We start from the raw sequence: 21,142 nt of genomic DNA, 5'->3' as shown, positions 1-21,142 counted from the left end.
GCCTTTTGTCTATCGGGTCAATTTGTCGCGGTGTCTTGCGGTATGACAGACACGACCAAACCCTATCTGGAATGGGGTTTGTGTGGGAGCTGGCTTGCCTGCGATGGCGGTGGTGAATTCACTATCGCTATCGCGGGCAAGCCAGCTCCCACAGTTGACCGTGTTTCAAATCAAACTTGAAGGTAATCCAGGATGCCTTCGGCGGCGTTACGGCCTTCGAAGATCGCCGTCACTACCAGGTCAGAACCGCGCACCATGTCGCCACCGGCGAAGATCTTCGGGTTGCTGGTCTGGTGCTTGTACTGACCTTGTTCCGGGGCCACCACGCGACCCTGGCTGTCGGTCTGGATGGTGAACTGCTCGAACCACGGCGCCGGGCTTGGGCGGAAACCGAAGGCGATGACCACGGCGTCGGCCGGGATGATCTCTTCGGAACCCGGAATCGGCTCGGGGCTGCGACGGCCACGGGCGTCCGGTTCGCCGAGACGAGTCTCGACCACCTTCACGCCTTCCACCTTGTCTTCACCGACAATGGCAATCGGCTGGCGGTTGTAGAGGAATTTCACGCCTTCTTCCTTGGCGTTCTTCACCTCTTTGCGCGAGCCGGGCATGTTGGCTTCGTCACGGCGATAAGCGCAGGTCACCGACTTGGCGCCCTGGCGGATCGAAGTACGGTTGCAGTCCATCGCGGTGTCACCACCGCCGAGCACCACGACCTTCTTGCCTTTCATGTCGACGAAATCTTCCGGCGACTTCTCAAAGCCCAGGTTGCGGTTGACGTTGGCGATCAGGAAGTCGAGCGCATCATGCACGCCCGGCAGGTCCTCACCGGCAAAGCCGCCCTTCATGTAGGTGTAGGTGCCCATGCCCATGAACACGGCGTCGTATTCGGCGAGCAACTGCTCCATGGTGATGTCCTTGCCGATCTCGGTATTGAGGCGAAACTCGATACCCATGCCGGTGAACACTTCACGACGGTGGCTCAGCACGGTCTTTTCCAGCTTGAACTCGGGGATGCCGAAGGTCAGCAGGCCGCCGATTTCCGGGTTCTTGTCGAACACCACCGGGGTCACGCCGCCACGCACCAGCACGTCGGCGCAACCCAGGCCCGCCGGGCCGGCACCAATGATCGCGACACGTTTACCGGTCGGCTTGACCTTGGACATGTCCGGGCGCCAGCCCATGGCGAACGCGGTGTCGGTGATGTACTTCTCCACCGAACCGATGGTTACCGCACCGAAGCCGTCGTTGAGGGTGCAGGCACCTTCACACAGACGGTCTTGGGGACAAACCCTGCCGCATACTTCCGGCAGGGTGTTGGTCTGGTGCGACAGCTCGGCGGCGGCGAGGATGTTGCCCTCGGCCACCAGCTTGAGCCAGTTGGGAATGAAGTTGTGCACCGGGCACTTCCATTCGCAATACGGGTTACCGCACCCCAGGCAGCGGTGGGCCTGATCGGCCGAGTGCTGGGGCTTGAAGGGTTCGTAGATTTCCACGAACTCTTTCTTGCGTTGACGCAACAGTTTCTTCTTCGGATCTTTGCGCCCGACATCGATGAACTGGAAGTCGTTATTCAGACGTTCAGCCATGTTAAAACCTCATCAAACTCTTCAGGCGCATATCACTGCGGGTTGGCACGGATGCTGGAAAGCAACGATTTCAGGTTGGCAGCCTTGGGCTTGACCAGCCAGAAACGACGCAGGTAATCATCGAGGTTTTCGGCGAGGTTACGACCCCATTCGCTGCCAGTCTCCTCGACGTACTCGTCCAGCACGTGCTGCAAGTGGTTGCGGTAGGATTCCATGGCTTCGCCGCTGATGCGCTGGATCTCGACCAACTCGTGGTTGACCTTGTCGACGAAGGTGTTGTCCTGGTCGAGTACGTAGGCGAAACCGCCGGTCATGCCCGAACCGAAGTTGTAACCGGTCTTGCCCAGTACCGCGACAAAGCCCCCGGTCATGTACTCGCAGCAGTGATCGCCAGTGCCTTCCACCACGGTGTGGGCGCCGGAGTTACGCACGGCAAAACGTTCACCGGCGGTGCCGGCGGCGAACAGCTTGCCACCGGTGGCGCCGTACAGGCAGGTGTTGCCGATGATCGCGCTTTCCTGCGACTTGTAGACGCTGCCGATTGGCGGAACGATCACCAGCTTGCCGCCGGTCATGCCCTTGCCCACGTAGTCGTTGGCGTCGCCTTCCAGATACATATGCAGGCCGCCGGCGTTCCACACGCCGAAGCTCTGGCCGGCAGTGCCCTTGAAGCGGAACGTGATCGGCGCTTTGGCCATGCCCTGATTGCCGTGCCTGCGCGCAATTTCGCCGGAGACGCGGGCGCCGATGGAACGGTCGCAGTTGCAGATGTCCAGAGCGAATTCGCCACCGCTGGCGTCATTGATCGAGGAGCCGGCCATATCGACCATCTTCTCGGCCAACAGGCCCTTGTCGAACGGCGGGTTACGCTCCACGCCGCAGAACTGCGGCTTGTCGGCAGGGATGTGATCGCTGCCCAACAGCGGCGTGAGGTCCAGGTGCTGTTGCTTGGCGGTCTGGCCCTGAAGGATTTCCAGCAGGTCGGTGCGCCCGATCAGCTCTTCCAGGGAGCGTACGCCCAGCTTGGCCAGCCACTCGCGGGTCTCTTCGGCGACGTAGGTGAAGAAGTTCACCACCATGTCGACGGTGCCGATGTAGTGGTCCTTGCGCAGTTTCTCGTTCTGCGTGGCAACACCGGTGGCGCAGTTGTTCAGGTGGCAGATGCGCAGGTATTTGCAGCCCAGGGCGATCATCGGCGCGGTGCCGAAGCCGAAGCTCTCGGCGCCAAGGATCGCAGCCTTGATCACGTCGAGGCCGGTTTTCAGGCCGCCGTCGGTCTGCACCCGCACCTTGCCGCGCAGGTCGTTGCCGCGCAGGGTCTGGTGGGTTTCGGCCAGGCCCAGTTCCCACGGTGCACCGGCGTACTTGATGGAGGTCAGCGGCGAAGCGCCGGTGCCGCCGTCATAACCGGAGATGGTGATCAGGTCGGCATAGGCCTTGGCCACACCGGCGGCAATGGTGCCGACGCCGGCTTCCGCGACCAGTTTCACCGAGACCAGCGCCTGCGGGTTGACTTGTTTCAAGTCGAAAATCAGCTGCGACAAGTCTTCAATCGAATAGATGTCGTGGTGCGGCGGCGGCGAAATCAGGGTCACGCCCGGCACCGCGTAACGCAGCTTGGCGATCAGACCGTTGACCTTGCCGCCCGGCAGTTGCCCACCCTCGCCCGGCTTGGCGCCCTGGGCCACCTTGATCTGCAGCACTTCGGCGTTGACCAGGTATTCCGGGGTCACGCCGAAACGGCCGGTGGCGACCTGCTTGATCTTCGAGCTTTTCAGCGTGCCGTAGCGCGCCGGGTCTTCGCCGCCTTCGCCGGAGTTGGAACGCGCACCCAGGCGGTTCATGGCTTCGGCCAGGGCTTCGTGAGCCTCGGGCGACAAGGCGCCCAGGGAAATACCGGCGGAGTCGAAGCGTTTGAGGATCGATTCCAGCGGCTCGACTTCGCTGATGTCCATCGGCGTGTCCAGGGTCTTCACCTTGAACAGGTCGCGGATCATCGACACCGGGCGGTTATCCACCAGCGCGGTGTAGGCCTTGAACTTGGCGTAGTCGCCCTGCTGCACGGCGGCTTGCAGGGTGCTGACCACGTCCGGGTTGTAGGCGTGGTATTCGCCACCGTGCACGAACTTGAGCAGACCACCTTGCTGGATCGGCTTGCGCGCGCTCCAGGCCTCCGACGCCAGGGCTTTCTGTTCGGCTTCGATATCGACGAAACGCGCGCCCTTGATGCGGCTCGGCACGCCACGGAAGCTCAACTCGCAGACTTCTTCGGACAGGCCGATGGCTTCGAACAGCTGCGCGCCGCGATAGGACGTGACGGTGGAGATGCCCATCTTCGACAGGATCTTGAGCAGGCCTTTGGTGATGCCTTTACGGTAGTTCTTGAACACCTCATAGAGGTCGCCCAGCACTTCACCGGTACGGATCAGGTCGCCCAGCACTTCGTAGGCCAGGAACGGGTACACCGCCGACGCGCCGAAGCCGATCAGCACCGCGAAGTGATGCGGGTCGCGGGCGGTGGCGGTTTCCACGAGGATGTTGGAGTCACAGCGCAGGCCTTTCTCGGTCAGGCGGTGGTGCACCGCGCCGGTGGCCAGGGAGGCGTGGATCGGCAGCTTGCCCGGCGCGATGTGGCGGTCGGTCAGCACGATCTGGGTACGCCCGGCGCGCACGGCTTCTTCGGCCTGATCAGCAACGTTGCGCACGGCGGCTTCCAGGCCGACGCTCTCGTCGTAGTTCAGGTCGATGATCTGGCGGTCGAAGCCCGGACGCTCCAGGGTCATCAACGAGCGCCACTTGGCCGGGGAAATGACCGGCGAGCTGAGGATGACGCGGGAGGCGTGCTCAGGCGATTCCTGGAAGATGTTGCGCTCGGCACCGAGGCACACTTCCAGGGACATCACGATGGCCTCGCGCAGCGGGTCGATCGGCGGGTTGGTCACCTGGGCGAACTGCTGGCGGAAATAGTCGTACGGCGTGCGCACACGCTGGGACAGCACGGCCATCGGCGTGTCGTCGCCCATGGAGCCGACCGCCTCGTAGCCCTGCTCGCCGAGCGGGCGCAGCACCTGGTCGCGCTCTTCGAACGTGACCTGATACATCTTCATGTACTGCTTGAGCTGGTCGACGTCGTAGAAAGCCGAACCGTGGTCGTTGTCTTCCATGGTCGCCTGGATACGCAGGGCATTTTTGCGCAGCCATTGCTTGTACGGGTGACGCGACTTCAAGCGGTTGTCGATGGCGTCGGTGTCGAGGATCTGCCCGGTTTCGGTGTCCACGGCCAGGATCTGGCCAGGGCCTACGCGGCCTTTGGCGATCACGTCTTCGGGCTTGTAGTCCCACACGCCGATTTCCGAGGCCAGGGTGATGAAACCGTTGGTGGTGGTCACCCAACGCGCCGGGCGCAGGCCGTTGCGGTCAAGCAGGCATACCGCGTAGCGGCCGTCGGTCATGACCACGCCGGCCGGGCCGTCCCACGGTTCCATGTGCATCGAGTTGTACTCGTAGAACGCACGCAGGTCCGGGTCCATGGTTTCGACGTTCTGCCACGCAGGCGGAATGATCATGCGCACGCCACGGAACAGGTCGATGCCGCCGGTGACCATCAGCTCGAGCATGTTGTCCATGCTGGAGGAGTCGGAACCCACGCGGTTGACCAGCGGGCCTAGCTCTTCGAGGTCCATCAGGTCGTTGGCGAACTTGGTGCGACGAGCCACGGCCCAGTTGCGGTTGCCGGTGATGGTGTTGATCTCGCCGTTGTGGGCGAGGAAGCGGAATGGCTGGGCCAGCGGCCATTTCGGCAGGGTGTTGGTGGAGAAGCGCTGGTGGAACACGCAGATTGCGGTTTGCAGGCGCTCATCGCTCAGGTCCGGATAGAAGGCGGTAAGGTCCGCCGGCATCATCAGGCCTTTATAAATGATGGTCTTGTGGGAAAAGCTGCAGATGTAGTGATCGGCGTCGGCGGCGTTGAGCACCGAGGAACGACGGCGGGAGGTGAACAGTTTGATCGCCATGTCCTGGTCGCTCAGGCCTTCGCCTGCGATGAACACTTGCTCGATCAGCGGCAGGCGATCATGGGCCAGACGGCCGAGCACGCTGGTGTCGATGGGCACTTTGCGCCAGCCAACGAGTTGCAGGCCGGCAGCCAGGATCTCGCGGTTCATGTTCTCGCGAGCGGCTTCGGCTTTGACCGGGTCCTGGTTGAAAAACACCATGCCCACGGCATATTGCTTGGGCAGGTCGACCGAAAAATGCTGTTTGGCGACAGCGCGCAGGAACAGGTCGGGCTTTTGAATCAGCAAGCCGCAACCGTCACCGGTCTTGCCGTCGGCGTTGATCCCACCGCGGTGGGTCATGCAGGTCAGGGCTTCGATGGCCGTTTGTAAAAGGGTATGACTGGGCTCGCCCTGCATGTGGGCTATCAGGCCGAAACCGCAGTTATCCTTGAATTCATCGGGTTGGTACAGACCTGCTTTCATAGACACTTTCTCACCAGGCTGCCTCTTATACCGAGGCAAATTTCTTTTCAATTCAACCGGTTACCCTCCACGCCGAACGTACGCCGGCTTAGCGGGGGCAAAAGGGAGGTCATTGTACACACCGACACAGACGCTCACAAATTTAGCGACGAAATGTCGCAAATCTATGTCGCATTTATGAAAGGTTTAAAGCGATATGCTGTGCTAGTCAAAACTTTTTTAATTTTGACTGCCACGACTCAAAAGCTACCGTGACGCAGACACCACAAAGCGCGCGGCCTTCAAGGCTGCACGCTGTTGTAGTTTTTTGAGGTGCCGGGAGGGCGGCCTGGGTAAGGCCGCCGGATCTTCAGCGAGCAGTTGCCAGTTCTTGTTGAACGCTGGCAACGGTGCGAGGCCAAGGTTTACCAGCCTGAACCTTCGCTGGCAAGGTTTTGATCGCGGAATCAGCTGCGGCGCGGCTGGCGAAGTTGCCGTAGGTGATCACGTAGAGAGGCTTGCCGTTGAGCACTTTCTTGAAATAACGGTACTCGCCGCCCTGCTCTTTCACGAACGCCTGGGCGTTGGCTTCGGAGCTGGTGCCCAGGATCTGCACCACGAAGTTGCCGGTGGGCTGGCTGGCGTACCAGCCACTGCCAGCGGCGCCGGCCTTGGCGACCGTGGCTGGCTTTTCGGCCGGCTTGGCGGCGGCGGTCGGTGCAGGCTTGGCGGCGGGTGCAGCCGTGACCGGCTTGGTCACCGGCGCAGGCTTGGCGGTGGCGACCGTCGGTGCCGGAGTCGGGGTTGCGGCAGGTGCCGGTGCAGGCTTGCCCGCCGGCACGCCAGCAGGCGGCGCGGTGGTGGTCACGGTCGGCGGAGTGGCGCTGGAGCCTTCCACAGGAACGCCGTCGTCACCTTCGGAGATACCACCGGCCTCCTCGGCGAGCGGACCGCGCATGACCGGCTGGCCGACCATCGGCAGGTTGGTCGGTTGCCCGGAATTGGCGAACTCGACGTTCGGTGTGGGCTTGCCCAATGGCAACTGCGCCTGTTCCGTTGGCGCGCCGGCCGTGGTCGGCGTCTTGCTGCGACCCGGGATCAGCCAGGCGGCGGCAACGGCGACCACGACAACAGCGGAAATGGCCAATACGTGCTTCTTAGGCATAGTGAACCCCATCTTTGGACGCTTGACCGCGGAGCGGCTGGCAATCATGGCTTCGATCATCGCATCGCGGGCAACCTGGTTGATGTTTCCAGGCCAGCCATCGGAGCTTTCGTGAATATCAGAGATCTGATTTGCCGTGAAAAGTTCGATACCCGCCCCTGCGCCCTCAAGGCGCTGGGCCAGGTATTCGCGAGTTTCTTCCTCTTCGTAGGGCTGCAACTCGATAACGTGGAAGAGCTCCTGTTCGCCGCTGATCTGCTCCAGATCGGCGATCAACGACGATTCACCAAACAGGAACACGTGCGGACGGCCTTCCGGCGTACCGGCGGCCAGCGCCAGCAGCGCTTCCAGGGCGGACTCGTCGAGCTGCTCGGCGTCGTCCACCAGCAGGTAGACTTCCTGACCGGTCAGGCCCAACTGCACCACCTGCTTGAGGATGGCATTGGGCTCGGCATTGGCCACGTCCAGTGCCTGGGCGACCTGACGCAACACGCCCGCCGCATCGCCGGCACCACGGGCCGACACCACCACGCTCTGCACCGACTGCTTGTTGGTGCTGGCGACCAGCGCCTGGCGCAGCAAGGTCTTGCCGCTGCCCAGCGGGCCCGTCACCACCAGCAGCAGCTGGCTGTAGCGCGCAAGGTGATGCAACTGACCCAGCACCGGCTTGCGCTGGGCCGGGAAGAATTTGAAACCAGGCACCCGTGGAGCAAAGGGGTCGTGGCTCAACTGGTAGTGGCCGAGGAACGCCTCGTCGGCGTGCAAACTAGTCATCGCGATCTTATTAACCTTTAAGCTGGGCCAGGGCGCGGTAATCCGCTCCCAGCGTGGCCTGTAAAATCTCTTTCGGATAATCGTCGGTCACCACCGCTTCGCCCATGCGGCGCAGCAGCACCAGTCGAAGTCGACCGTCGATCACTTTCTTGTCTACCGCCATATGTTCGAGGAAGTCCGCCTCGGTCATCTGCGCGGGGGGAATCACCGGCAAACCGGCACGTTGCAACAGGCGGATACCACGATCACGCTCCTGGGCGCTGATCCAGCCCAGGCGCTGGGACATCTCCAGCGCCATTACGGTGCCCGCCGCGACAGCCTCCCCGTGCAACCACACACCATAGCCCATGTGCGTTTCGATCGCATGGCCGAATGTGTGGCCCAGATTGAGGGTGGCGCGCACGCCGGACTCTCTTTCATCGGCATTCACCACCAGCGCCTTGGCCGCGCAGGAGCGCGAAATGGCTTCGGTGAGCGCCACCTGATCAAGGGCGCGCAGGGCATCCACATGTTCTTCCAGCCAGGTCAGGAACGGTTCGTCACAGATCAACCCGTACTTGATGACTTCCGCCAGCCCAGCCGACAGCTCGCGCGGCGGCAAGGTATTGAGCGTCGTGGTGTCGATCAGCACGGCCTGCGGCTGGTAAAAGGCGCCGACCATGTTCTTGCCCAGCGGATGGTTGATACCGGTCTTGCCGCCCACCGACGAATCAACCTGAGACAGCAAGGTAGTCGGCACCTGGATAAAATCCACGCCACGCTGGTAGCAGGCGGCCGCGAAGCCGGCCATGTCGCCAATCACGCCGCCGCCAAGGGCGACCACGGTGGTACGGCGGTCATGCCGCGCAGACAGCAAACCATCAAAGATCAGTTGCAGGGTTTCCCAGTTCTTGTGGGCTTCGCCATCGGGCAGCACCACGGAAATCACCGAGTACGCCGAAAGGCTGCGGCTCAGACGTTCAAGATACAGCGGCGCGACCGTTTCATTGGAGATGATCGCCACCTGCCGCCCGGCAATGTGCGGCGTGAGCAAGTCGGGCTGGTCCAGCAGACCTTCGCCAATATGGATCGGGTAGCTGCGCTCGCCTAAATCGACCTTAAGTGTCTGCATGTGTCCCCGCGTGAGAGATGGATTGACGGCCGGCAACGTCCGCTGCCTGATGGCTCTACGCCACACCCCGAGGTGATGACGCGCCGCCGAGAATAGCGCATTTCGGGCCAGGCTTTAACGGGGCGGCAGCCGATGCAGGCGTTCAAGAATCTCGACCACCACCATCCGCGGCGGCCGTTCATCGGTTTGCACCACCAGATCGGCAATTTCCCGATACAGCGGATCGCGCAGGGTAAGCAGGTCGCGCAGGGTTTTTTCCGGGTTGGCCGTGCGCAACAAGGGGCGATTGCGGTCACGGGCGGTGCGGCCCACCTGCTGCTCGACCGACGCATGCAGATAAACAACCCGACCACCGGCATGCAGTGCTCGACGATTCTCGTCACGCATCACCGCGCCACCACCGGTGGCCAATACCACGCCGTCGCACTCGCACAACTCGGCAATCATCGCCTGCTCGCGGTCGCGAAAGCCCAGTTCGCCTTCCTTGTCGAAGATCCATGGGATATTGGCGCCCGTGCGCAATTCAATTTCCTTGTCGGAATCTTTGAACGGCAGGCGCAGCTCTTTGGCCAGCAAACGGCCGATGGTGCTTTTTCCAGCCCCCATCGGCCCTACAAGAATCAAATTTCGCACAGAATCAACGACTCACAGCAATCGCCTGGTTATTCATGATACGCGGAGTCAAGAACACCAGCAGCTCGGATTTTTTCTCCGCCAGCACATCACGCCGGAAAAGGCGGCCAAGATACGGCACATCGCCCAAAAATGGCACTTTATCTACCACTTTGCTCTGGGTATTGGAGAAAACCCCACCGATGACGATGGTCTCGCCGTCCCGGACCAGCACCTTGGCGTTGACCTCGTTTTTCTTGATCGGCGGCACGTCGTTGAGTTTGTTCAAATAATCGGGCTCATCCTTGGTGACTTTCACCTCCATGATCACGCGGTCGTCGGGGGTGATCTGTGGAGTGACTTCCAGCGACAGCGAAGCCTCCTTGAACGACACCGAGGTGGCGCCGCTGGAGCTGGACTCCTGATAAGGAATTTCGGTGCCCTTGAGGATGCGCGCGGTCTCCTTGTCGGACGTGACCACCTTGGGCTGGGAGACGATTTCGCCATTGCCGGTTTTTTCCATGGCGCTCAGTTCCAGGTCCAGCAGGAAATTATCGGTGATAAAGGCGACGCCCAGCCCCGACGCGCCGGCGAGCGAGCCGAGGTCGACGAAGGGTGAGGCGGTCGGGTTTTCCGGTGGCTTCGCGCCTTCGGCCAGGGATTTCGAGAGACCTCCCGCGCCCCAGTTACCGCGGCTGAGCCGGCCACCCCAACGTACGCCCAGGCTTTTGTCATAGTCGACATTGGCCTCGACGATCCGCGCCTCGATCATCACCTGGCGCACCGGAATGTCCAGCTGCGCCACGATGCGCCGCAGCTCTTCGAGCCGTTCACCGGTCTGGTAGGCAATGATGTTGTTGGTGCGGTCATCAACGGCCACCGAACCGCGTTCATCGATGGTGCCCTCGAGGCCGTTCACCGACTGGAACAGCTTGGCCAGGTCGGCCGCCTTGGCGTAATTGACCTGCAACAGTTCGCGGCGCAACGGCGCCAGGTCGGCCATCTGCCGCCGCGCCTCCAGGGTCAGCAGTTCGCGCGCGGCCAGCTCGTCAGCGGGCGCCACCAGCAGCACGCCGGCTTTCACCCGCTTGTCCAGGCCCTTGCTTTGCAGCACGAGGTCCAGCGCCTGGTCCCAGGGCACATTCTTCAGGCGCAGGGTGACCGAGCCTTGCACCTCGTCACTGGCAACCAGATTGAGGCCTGCCACGTCGGCGATCTGCTGCAACGCGGCGCGCAGGTCGATGTTCTGGAAATTGAGGTCCAGTGTGTCGCCGGTATAGGCGCCCGCCCCTGCGCCGCCGGGTGGCGGCAACTGGATCAGGTCCACACGATTGGGCACAGCGGCAGCCATCGGTGCCGTGAACGCTATCCATAGCGCCACACCGAAGGACGAGAAAGTCCTTTTCATTGTTCGATTCCGTTATGAGTTGACGTTCAACACAAGGGTTCGCGAGCGCTGCAACCAGGCGCCCTGTTCATCGGGAAACAGCTCGGCCAGCTCGACGTGGCCGTCATGGATGGCTGTGACGCGGCCGTGGTTCGGCCCCAGGTAGTCGCCGATCGCCACGCGGTGCAGGCTGGAGGCCGCGCGCAGCAGGACGAAACGTTGAGCACCACGAGACAGGGTGCCGACCATTTCGAAGTGCTCGATGGGCAGGCTTTCCAGCAGACCGCGCTGCCGTGAAAGGTCAGGCGCGGGCGCAGGTTTGCCGGGGGCGTATTCGACCTGCAAGGCCGGGGGTTGGAACGGATCACGCAGGGAGGCTGCGTTGTAGGCAAAGCGCGGCCCCCACTGCGTGACCGGCCCAGGCTCGCCGTGGGGCGACAGACGGCGGTAGGTCTTGGCCAGCAGCTCCAGACGCAGCAAGGCCCCGTCAGACGCAAGCGCAAGATCATGCACGGTGACAATCCGCGCCAGCCCGCCCAAGCCGCTGACGAAGGTTGCCAGGTCATGGTAGGTGCCAACCACGCCAATCTGCACCGGCGCCTCGATATAGAACGGCTGAGGCTGCTCGTCCAACACCTTCACGCCGTCGACCAGCAGACCGTTGCCGGCCGCCAGCCGGTCGATGTCTTCGAGCAGGCCGGGCATATCGGACTCAGCGGATAATTGCCGGAACAGCCCGCCAACCCGCGCCCGCAGCGCCTGGGCCTCATGGCTGCGACGCTCAAGGCTCGACGCAAGGTCGGCCTTTTGCGAGAGCGCCTGTTGCAGGGCCACTTCCTGCGCCTGGAGCACTTGCAGCCGCTCGCGGGACGGCGCCAGCACCACACTGTTGCCCACCACCAGCGCCAGGCCGGCCAGCGCGCAGCCGAGCAAAACCTTGCCGGGCAAGGGCCATGTGGCAGCGTGGTGAGTGAGTGCGTAAAGATCGAGCCTGGGCAGGCTCATGGCTGGGCCTCGGTGGATTCCCCCTGGCGCACCATCAATTGAAATTCGTTGCGGCCATCTGCCCCCTCCGCCCGCACATGTTGCAGCCGCGTCGCGTGGGCGCCCTGGGAGGCTTCCAGGCTGCGCATCAGTTGAGCGATATCCTGGCTGGATTCAGCGCTGCCGCTGATGCTGACGCTGTCACCACGGGCAACCACCTCGTGCAGATGCACGCCCTCGGGCACGGCGCGGGCCAACTGGTCCAGCAACTGCGCGCCGGCAGAGCGGGCTTCGTGCAGGTCCTGCACGACCTTCATGCGCTCGGCCAGTTGCTGGCTTTGCTCCTGCAGGTCGTCGATGGTATTGATCCGAGCATCCTGGGCGGCGACGTCCTTGCCCACATGGCTGTTGCGCGTTACCTGGCGGTCGATGGCCTGGTCGATGACCTGATCCGCCAGCCACACCGCCGCCAGCGCCACACAGACGAACGCCAGCAAAAATACCAGGAAGTATTTGCGCCGCCGCTGCGCCAGCGCCTGGCGCCAGGGCAAAAGATTGATTCGTGTCATCCAGCGAAACTCCTCAGGGCCAATCCGCAAGCCACTCCCATCCCGTGGGCATCCGCGGCCCATTGTGCGCCATCGACACGACGGCCTGGCGTGAAGCTGGCGAAATCCTGACTGCATGCGCGCTCCAATGCAAACCCTTCGACATCCACCACCCTCGGCACAAGCCCCGCCAGGGCCAAAACCGCCTCGCGGGTTTCGACCTGTTCCTTCAGACACGCCGCCAGCAATACCTGCACCCGCTGCGGATTGTCGACACAGGGGCCGCGCACTTGAAAGTCGATGGCAACGTCGTCCAGCGGGTAAGGAATGTACTGGTCGGCTTCGAGCTGGATCTGCCGGGCCATCTCCTGGTCGCTGAGCCGCGCCTGCAGGTCGATCACCCGTGTGATCACCGATGACCCCGCTACCGCCACCGCCGCCTGTCGGGCCGAGGTGCGCAGGCGTGACAGGGCCTGGTGCAGGGCCTGGCCGATCCGCTCAAGGTCGAGCAAGCTGCCATCGACCACCGCCCGACTCGGCAGCGATTGCGTGGCATAGCCTTCAACGGTATAGCCGCTGGCCGAACGGCTCAGTTCAATCAGTTTGATCCCGCTGTCATTGATGTCGACGCCCAGTACGGTGTCGACTTTTCGCCTGAAAAATCCCTTTGCCATAAAACTCCCTAAACCTTTGCCTGTCTTACCGCCTGATTGGCGCTTGCGCCGTGCGTTCGGTCGGCTTGTTGAACCGGCACGAATGACGCCCCAAGTCGAAAAATGCTTTAATACCCAGCGTTTTTTTCCGCTTTTATCTGCTGCCCGGGTCGATCCATCGTTTGTCATGCATGCCCCGGCGCCTAACTCATTCTTTTCTCTGGAAATCCAAAAGCCTTGATTCGTCTGCTGAAGTTTTTCGGGTACTCCATTGTCGCCATCGTTTGCGGGCTCCTGCTCGTCCTCAGCGGGGCCTACCTCTACCTTAGTCCGGGTTTGCCCTCCGTAGAGGCACTCAGAAGTATCCAGTTGCAGATTCCTTTGCGGGTCTACAGCAGCGATGAAAAACTGATCGCGGAGTTCGGCGAAATGCGCCGCACACCGATCCGTTTCGCCGACATTCCACCCAATTTTATTAGCGCACTGCTGTCTGCCGAGGACGATAATTTCGCCAACCACTATGGCGTCGACCCCAGTAGCCTGGTGCGCGCGGCCACACAGCTGGTAAAAAGCGGCCACATTCAATCCGGTGGCAGCACCATCACCATGCAGGTGGCGAAGAACTTCTTCCTTACCAGTGAGCGCAGTTTTTCGCGCAAGGCCACCGAGATTTTGCTGGCCTTGCAGATCGAGCGGCAGCTGACCAAGGACGAGATCCTCGAGCTGTACGTCAACAAGATCTACCTGGGCAACCGCGCGTACGGCATCGAAGCCGCGTCGCAGGTGTACTACGGCAAGTCGATTCGTGACGCGAGCCTGGCGCAGATGGCGATGATCGCCGGCCTGCCCAAGGCCCCTTCGCGCTTCAACCCCCTGGCTAACCCGGCGCGCAGCAAAGAACGCCGCGACTGGATCCTGGGGCGCATGTACAAATTGGGCAAGATCGATCAGGCCGCCTACGAAAGCGCGGTGGCCGAGCCGCTGAACGCCAGCTACCACGTGCCGACGCCCGAAGTGAACGCGCCGTATATCGCCGAAATGGCCCGCGCCGAAATGGTCGGGCGTTATGGCAGCGAGGCCTACACCGAAGGTTTCCGCGTAACCACCACCGTACCGAGCGACCTGCAGGACATCGCCAATGACGCGGTGCACTCAGGTCTGGTCGCCTACGACCAGCGCCACGGCTATCGCGGCCCCGAATCGCGCCTGCCGGGCAAGACCCTCAGCGCCTGGACCACCGAACTTGGCAAACAACGCACGATCAGCGGCCTGGAGCCGGCTATCGTCACCCAGGTGAAAAAAGATGGCGTCCAGGTGCTGACCCGCACCGGTGAAGCACATGTGGCCTGGGACAGCATGAAATGGGCGCGTCCGTTCCTGAACACCAACAGCATGGGCGCGCTGCCCAAGCAGCCATCGGACGTGGCGCAGGTGGGTGACTTGATCCGCGTGCAGCGCCAGAAGGACGACAGCCTCAAATTCAGCCAGGTGCCTGTAGCACAGGGCGCCCTGGTGTCCCTGGACCCGCAGAATGGCGCGATTCGCGCGCTGGTCGGCGGCTTTGCGTTCGAGCAGAGCAACTACAACCGCGCCACCCAGGCCAAGCGCCAACCGGGCTCGAGCTTCAAGCCGTTCATCTACAGCGCTGCGCTGGACAACGGCTACACGGCCGCCAGCCTGGTCAACGATGCACCGATCGTGTTTGTCGACGAGTACCTGGACAAGGTCTGGCGTCCGAAGAACGACACCAACACCTTCCTTGGCCCGATCCGCATCCGCGAGGCGCTGTACAAGTCGCGTAACCTGGTGTCGATCCGCCTGTTGCAGGCGATGGGTGTGGGCAAGACCATCGATTACATCACGCGCTTCGGCTTCGCCAAGTCGGACCTGCCGCCCAACCTGTCCCTGGCCCTGGGCACCGCGACCCTCACGCCGATGGAAATCGCCACAGGCTGGAGCACCTTTGCCAACGGCGGCTACAAGATCGCGCCGTACCTGATCGACAAGATCGAGAGCCGCAATGGCGATACGCTGTTCACCGCCAACCCGCCACGCGTGCCAGGTGACGTGGTCAACGGCGTGGCCGCTACCGACGGCCTGGCGGCGCCGAGCAACGGCGGCATCACCATCGAGCCGACGCCGGGCGCAGCGCCAGCGGCGAGTGCCGGCAACCCGGCCGAGCCTCAGGCACCTGCGGTGGCAGAGCGCATTGTGGATGGTCGCACCACTTATATCCTCAACAGCATCCTCGAAGACGTGATCAAGAAAGGCACCGGCCGTCGCGCCCTGGCCCTGGGCCGCGCAGACATCGCAGGCAAGACCGGTACCACCAACGAATCCAAGGACGCCTGGTTCTCCGGCTACAACAGCGACTACGTGACTACCGTGTGGACCGGCTATGACCAGCCGGAAAGCCTGGGCCGCCGTGAGTTCGGCGGCACCGTGGCGCTGCCGATCTGGATGAGCTACATGGGCGCCGCGCTGAAGGACAAGCCCTTGCACACCCAGCCGGAGCCGGAAGGCATCCTCAGCTTGCGGATCGACCCGGTAAGTGGCCGCGCTGCATCGCCGAGCACGCCGAATGCGTACTTTGAACTGTTCAAGAGCGAAGACACGCCGCCGTCAGTCAACGAACTCGGTAACGGCGTCGTACCGGGCAGCCCGCTGCCGGCGGATGAGGCCGCGCCGATCGATTTGTTCTAACCCGATCTGCGGCTTAACACGGCCCCCCCTGTGGGAGCGGGCTTGCTCGCGAAAGCGGTGGGTCAGTCAACGTCAATGTTTGCTGGGTCGACGTCTTCGCGGGCAAGCCCGCTCCCACATTTGGATCCCTGCAAGGTTCGACGTTAATCACCCTCCACAAAAAAAGCCCCGGTTCGCATGAACCGGGGCTTTTTGTTGTTGCGCTACAACGACTTAGCCGTTGAACACATCATCCACGCTTTGCAGCGGGTAGTGCTTCGGATACGGCAGGGTGGCCACACCGGTCTCGATGGCAGCTTTGGCCACGGCATCGGAGATCAGGGTGATCAGGCGCTTGTCCATGGGTTTGGGGATGATGTACTCACGACCGAATGCCAGTGGAGCACCACCGTAGGCGTCGCAGACGTCCTGAGGGACCGGCAGCTTGGCCAGTTCGCGCAGGGCGTTGGCGGCGGCGACTTTCATTTCTTCGTTGATGCGCTTGGCGCGAACGTCCAGGGCGCCACGGAAGATGAACGGGAAGCCCAGCACGTTGTTGACCTGGTTCGGGTAGTCCGAACGACCGGTGGCCATGATCACGTCGCTGCGGGTGGCGTGGGCCAGCTCAGGCGAGATCTCCGGGTCCGGGTTGGAGCAGGCGAACACGATCGGGTTCGCTGCCATGGACTTGAGGCCTTCGGCGCTCAGCAGGTTCGGGCCGGACAGGCCAACGAACACGTCGGCGCCGTTGAGAGCGTCAGCCAGGGTGCGCTTGGAGGACGGGTGGGCAAACATCGCCTTGTACTGGTTCAGGTCGGTACGCTCGGACTGGATCACGCCCTTGCTGTCGACCATGTAGATGTTTTCCAGCTTCGCACCCATGCTGATGATCAGCTTCATGCAGGAGATGGCGGCGGCGCCGGCGCCCAGGCAGACGATTTTCGCCTCGGCCAGGGTTTTGCCAGCGATTTCCAGAGCGTTGATCATGCCGGCCGCGGTAACGATCGCGGTGCCGTGCTGGTCATCATGGAATACTGGAATGTCGCACTGTTCGATCAACGCCTTTTCGATTTCGAAGCACTCGGGTGCCTTGATGTCTTCCAGGTTGATGCCACCGAAGGTGATGGAAATGCGCTTGACCGTGTCGATGAAGGCCTGCGGGCTCTCGGAGTCGACTTCGATGTCGAACACGTCAATGCCGGCAAAGCGCTTGAACAGCACGCCCTTGCCTTCCATGACGGGCTTGGACGCCAATGGGCCGAGGTTGCCCAGGCCGAGAATCGCGGTGCCATCGGAAATCACTGCAACCAGGTTGCCTTTGCCGGTGTACTTGTACGCCAGTTCAGGGTCACGGGCGATTTCACGTACGGGCTCGGCAACACCAGGGCTGTAGGCCAGCGACAGGTCGCGAGCAGTGGCAGTGGCTTTGGTGAGCTCTACACTCAGCTTTCCTGGACGAGGATGGGCATGATATTCGAGAGCGGCAGTTTTCAAATCAGACATATCGGCATTCCGCTTTTACTGTTGGTCGACGGACCGCCGAGGATACGCGCGAAGCAATTTCCCTACAAGACTGGGCAGTCACGGGCCTCAAGTCCCTGCAACTGCGCATTTTGAGCGCAGGCCACGTGATACGAGGGCGCAACTGTTCACAATCAAGACTGAAAATGTCTACAGTTTTTATTGTCGAGACACCTTGAGCATGGCCGGATCACTCAACGGCAGTACCCAGCGCGCCCGTCCATTTTCAACACGGCCACGTCGAGCGCGATCCTGCACCCAGCCACGCGCTTCTATAGTCTGGCCTTGCAGACCGCTGAGCGTGGCTGGGTCGAATTTCCCGGCCACATTAGGCGCAATGCGCAGTGCCAGCGAACCCGGTAGTTGAATCCAGATACCGCCGCGATTGCGTTCGACCTTTCTCACTCGGCCGCTGATCAGGGCAAACCCTGCGCGCCGGACCTGCGCCACGCTGCGCACGGGTGATGTGCGCCACAGCCCCAGGCGGCGTTGGCGCGCAGCGTTTTCAGCTGCCTGTTGGCACGCGATGAGGTCGACATTGGGTGCAACGCCCACCTGAAACCCCAGGCCTTCGGCGAGCAGCTGCGCTTCCAGGTTGTTGCCATCGGCGCCATAGAGATGGGCCAGGGTACGGCCATAATGATCCTTGCGCTCGCGCCCCGGCACGAGCCCGACGCGCCCGTCACTGGCCCGCACCAAGGCCTGCAAACGCTGACGCGCGGCGACGGCGTAGGGCTCGTCGGGGCGGCCCTTTTTGGCGGTTTCCGGCGCATTGAGGCCGATCATGCGCACGCTGCGGCCATCCGTGAGGCGCACCGTGTCGCCATCCACCACGCGCTTGACCTGCACATGGGCCAATGAGGCCGGCGCCGGGCAGAACACCTCGGCCTGGGCGGCAGACAGCCAAATTCCAGACACAAAAAAGGCGCCCACAAGGGACGCCTTTTTCAACAGCTGGCAAAAGCCCATAAGGCTTTTGAACCTTACTCTGCCGGAGTGGCAGCAGCAGGTTTCTTGCCGAAAGCACCAAAGCGATCTGCGAAGCGCTGTACACGGCCGCCGGTGTCCAGAGTTTTCTGCTTACCGGTGTAGAACGGGTGGCACTCGTTGCATACGTCAGTACCCAGTGGCTTGCACAGGTTCGAACGGGTTTCGAACTTGTTGCCGCAGCTGCAGGTAACTTCGATGGTTTCGTACGCTGGATGGATATCGGCTTTCATGGCACTTCCTCGGGCTAGCGTGCCGCCACTCGACACTATTGTCGAATACCGCACGTAATTAGGCCGCGAATTCTAACAGACCTTTCAAATCGCGCAAGCGGCGCTGACAGCCCAACTCTTCCTTTCATCAGAAAACTGTCGGCTACCCCAAGCCTCCCCCTGTCTGCTAGGCTCGCGCCCCTGCGCCACCGCCTGCCTTTATAGATGAGACCTCTCGCGTGCCCGACGCCATTTTGCGCCTAGCCCTGCCCTCGCCCCTGCGCCGCCTGTTCGATTACCGGGCGCCGGCCGGTGTGCTGCGCACGCAGTTGCAGCCAGGCATGCGCGTGCGCGTACCGTTCGGCCGCCGTGAAATGATCGGCATCCTGGTGGAAATTGCCGACCACAGCGAAGTCCCGGCAGAAAAGCTCAAACCCGCACTGGCGATCATCGACGCCACCGCGCCGCTGCCACCGGCACTGTTCAAGCTGTGCCTGTGGACCGCCCAGTATTACCAGCACAGCCTGGGTGACACCTTGAGCTGGGCGCTGCCGGTGCTGCTGCGTCAGGGCGAACTGGCCGAAGCGCGCCAGGAACGCTTCTGGTCCACGGTGCCAGGCGCGCGCCTCGACGATCCACGCATCGCCCGCGCGCCGCGTCAGCGTGAGGCCCTCGCCACCCTGGCGCAGCACCCTCATGGCGTGGCGCATCAACTGTTAAGCAAGCTGATGCTGAGCAAGGACAGCCTCGACCTGCTGCTGGCCAAGGGTCTGGTGCAGGTGGAAATCCGCAAGCATGCGCCCGATCCACGCCATGAACACTGGCTGGCACAGCCGGAGCTGCCGCTGAACGCCGAGCAACGCGCTGCCTATGAAGCGATCCGCGCAGGCTTCGACAGCTTCCATGCATTCTTGCTGGCTGGCGTCACCGGCAGCGGCAAGACCGAAGTCTATCTGCAGTTGATCCGCGAGACCCTGCAGGCCGGAAAACAGGCGCTGGTGCTGATCCCCGAGATCAACCTGGGCCCACAGACCTTGGCGCGCTTCGAGCAGCGCTTCAATGCGCGCATCGCCCTGGTGCATTCGGCAGTCAACGACCGTGAGCGCCTGGAGTCATGGCTGGCGGCGCGGGACGGCGAGGCCGACATTATTATCGGCACCCGTTCGGCGCTGTTCACGCCGATGAAAAACCCCGGGCTGATCATCATCGACGAGGAGCATGACGGCTCCTATAAACAGCAGGAAGGCCTGCGCTATCACGCCCGCGACCTTGCGCTGGTGCGCGCGCGCCAGGAAGACATCCCGATTGTGCTGGGTTCGGCCACGCCGTCCCTTGAGAGCCTGCACAACGCCTACACCGGCCGCTATGGCCTGCTGCGTTTGAACGAACGCGCCGGCGGCGCCAAACAGCCACGCTTCCTGCGCCTGGACGTCAAAAGCCGTCCGCTGGACAGCGGCATTTCCGGGCCAATGCAACAAGCCATCGGCCAGACCCTCGCCGCTGGCCAGCAGGTGTTGGTGTTTCTCAATCGACGCGGCTTCGCGCCGACGCTTTTGTGCCACGACTGCGGCTGGATGTCCGAGTGTGAGCGTTGCGATGCGCGCATGACCGTGCACCAGCGCCACGGCGAACTGCGCTGCCATCATTGCGGCCATGTGGAGCGGGTGCCGCGCCATTGCCCGCAGTGCGGCAAAGTCGACCTGCGCCCCGTCGGCGCGGGCACCGAGCGCGCCGAAGAGCGCCTGGGCATCCTGTTTCCGAATTACCCGGTGCTGCGGGTCGACCGCGACAGCACCTCGCGCAAAGACGCCATGAACCAGCTGTTTGCCACCATCCAGAAAGGCCAGCCGTGCATCCTGGTCGGCACGCAGATGCTCGCCAAGGGGCACCACTTTCCACGGGTCACCCTGGTGTCGATCCTGGATGCGGACGGCGGCCTGTTCTCCGGGGATTTTCGCGCCAGCGAGCGCATGGCGCAGTTGATCGTGCAGGTCGCCGGCCGCGCAGGCCGCGCCGAAGAGCCGGGACGGGTGATTATCCAGACGCACCTGGCCGATCATCCGCTGCTGATCCAGCTGACCGAACAGGGCTATTTTGCCTTCGCCGAGCAGGCCCTGAGCGAACGACGCTCCGCCGGCCTGCCGCCGTTTGCCCACCTGGCCCTGCTGCGCGCCGAAGCCCATAAACCGGGGCAGGCCGAAGGCTTCCTCGATGAGGCGTGCAGCGCCGCTGAACGTTTGCTGGCAGAGCTGGGTCTGAGCGGCATCGAACTGCTCGGCCCGGTGCCGGCCCCCATGGAACGCCGCGCCGGACGTTATCGCGCCCAGTTGCTGTTGCAGGCGACTTCCCGCGCGCCGTTGCATCGACTGTTGAGCAGCTGGTTGCTAGCCCTGGAGCAAATGCCCGGCGGCCGGCAGGTGCGATGGTCGCTGGATGTGGATCCGGTGGATTTGTATTGAT

Annotated in this window: 13 protein-coding genes and 1 pseudogene; 2 read left to right on the top strand and 12 right to left on the bottom strand. The window is 62.6% G+C overall.

Annotation, left to right across the window (positions count from 1 at the left end; genetic code table 11):
• Positions 1–170: 170 nt before the first annotated feature.
• From H045_RS22975 to pilM, 9 genes and pseudogenes are all read right to left on the bottom strand, one after another.
• Positions 171–1,589, bottom strand: a complete 1,419-nt coding sequence (locus H045_RS22975) for an FAD-dependent oxidoreductase (RefSeq protein WP_015373583.1) — start codon at positions 1,587–1,589, stop codon at positions 171–173.
• 32 nt (positions 1,590–1,621) lie between these two features.
• Positions 1,622–6,067, bottom strand: coding sequence for a glutamate synthase large subunit (gene gltB, locus H045_RS22970; protein ID WP_003237309.1), 4,446 nt, complete (start codon positions 6,065–6,067; stop codon positions 1,622–1,624).
• 349 nt (positions 6,068–6,416) lie between these two features.
• Positions 6,417–7,985 (bottom strand): SPOR domain-containing protein, encoded by a 1,569-nt coding sequence (locus H045_RS22960; protein WP_015373582.1) that lies wholly within the window; start codon positions 7,983–7,985, stop codon positions 6,417–6,419.
• Positions 7,986–7,995: 10 nt separating this feature from the next.
• On the bottom strand, positions 7,996–9,096 hold the full coding sequence (gene aroB, locus H045_RS22955; RefSeq protein WP_003237313.1) for a 3-dehydroquinate synthase: 1,101 nt from the start codon (positions 9,094–9,096) through the stop codon (positions 7,996–7,998).
• 114 nt (positions 9,097–9,210) lie between these two features.
• Positions 9,211–9,729, bottom strand: a complete 519-nt coding sequence (aroK, locus tag H045_RS22950) for a shikimate kinase AroK (RefSeq protein WP_003237314.1) — start codon at positions 9,727–9,729, stop codon at positions 9,211–9,213.
• Between the two features lie 4 nt (positions 9,730–9,733).
• A pseudogene (locus tag H045_RS22945) lies at positions 9,734–10,990 on the bottom strand (type IV pilus secretin PilQ); the annotation flags it as partial.
• A 138-nt stretch (positions 10,991–11,128) separates the two neighbouring features.
• Positions 11,129–12,100 (bottom strand): pilus assembly protein PilP, encoded by a 972-nt coding sequence (locus tag H045_RS22940; protein ID WP_015373580.1) that lies wholly within the window; start codon positions 12,098–12,100, stop codon positions 11,129–11,131.
• A complete protein-coding gene (locus tag H045_RS22935; RefSeq protein ID WP_003237320.1) occupies positions 12,097–12,648 on the bottom strand; it encodes a PilN domain-containing protein in 552 nt (183 codons plus the stop codon). The genes H045_RS22940 and H045_RS22935 overlap by 4 nt, the downstream gene beginning before the upstream one ends.
• Positions 12,645–13,301, bottom strand: coding sequence for a type IV pilus biogenesis protein PilM (pilM, locus tag H045_RS22930; RefSeq protein WP_015373579.1), 657 nt, complete (start codon positions 13,299–13,301; stop codon positions 12,645–12,647). Before pilM ends, H045_RS22935 begins: the two co-directional genes overlap by 4 nt.
• Before the next feature lie 219 nt (positions 13,302–13,520).
• On the opposite strand from pilM, the gene H045_RS22925 reads away from it, so the two are divergent.
• On the top strand, positions 13,521–15,983 hold the full coding sequence (locus H045_RS22925) for a penicillin-binding protein 1A (protein ID WP_370671334.1): 2,463 nt from the start codon (positions 13,521–13,523) through the stop codon (positions 15,981–15,983).
• A gap of 213 nt (positions 15,984–16,196) precedes the next feature.
• On the opposite strand, the gene H045_RS22920 is transcribed toward H045_RS22925, so the two are convergent.
• The 3 genes from H045_RS22920 to rpmE form a co-directional block, all read right to left on the bottom strand.
• Complete coding sequence (locus H045_RS22920) at positions 16,197–17,465, bottom strand: malic enzyme-like NAD(P)-binding protein (RefSeq protein ID WP_003237326.1); 1,269 nt, start codon at positions 17,463–17,465, stop codon at positions 16,197–16,199.
• Positions 17,466–17,642: 177 nt separating this feature from the next.
• The gene (locus H045_RS22915) at positions 17,643–18,452 is read right to left on the bottom strand and encodes a thermonuclease family protein (RefSeq protein ID WP_015373577.1); all 810 of its coding nucleotides are present in this window, start codon (positions 18,450–18,452) and stop codon (positions 17,643–17,645) included.
• 14 nt (positions 18,453–18,466) lie between these two features.
• The gene (gene rpmE, locus H045_RS22910) at positions 18,467–18,703 is read right to left on the bottom strand and encodes a 50S ribosomal protein L31 (RefSeq protein WP_003237330.1); all 237 of its coding nucleotides are present in this window, start codon (positions 18,701–18,703) and stop codon (positions 18,467–18,469) included.
• A gap of 218 nt (positions 18,704–18,921) precedes the next feature.
• Here rpmE and H045_RS22905 point away from each other — a divergent pair, with 218 nt between their 5' ends.
• On the top strand, positions 18,922–21,141 hold the full coding sequence (locus tag H045_RS22905) for a primosomal protein N' (protein ID WP_003237332.1): 2,220 nt from the start codon (positions 18,922–18,924) through the stop codon (positions 21,139–21,141).
• The last annotated feature ends 1 nt before the right edge of the window (position 21,142 follow it).

The sequence above is a fragment of the Pseudomonas poae RE*1-1-14 genome (assembly GCF_000336465.1).
GTDB classification, from domain to species: Bacteria; Pseudomonadota; Gammaproteobacteria; order Pseudomonadales; family Pseudomonadaceae; genus Aquipseudomonas; species Aquipseudomonas poae.
This window is presented reverse-complemented; position numbering and strand designations above follow the sequence as displayed.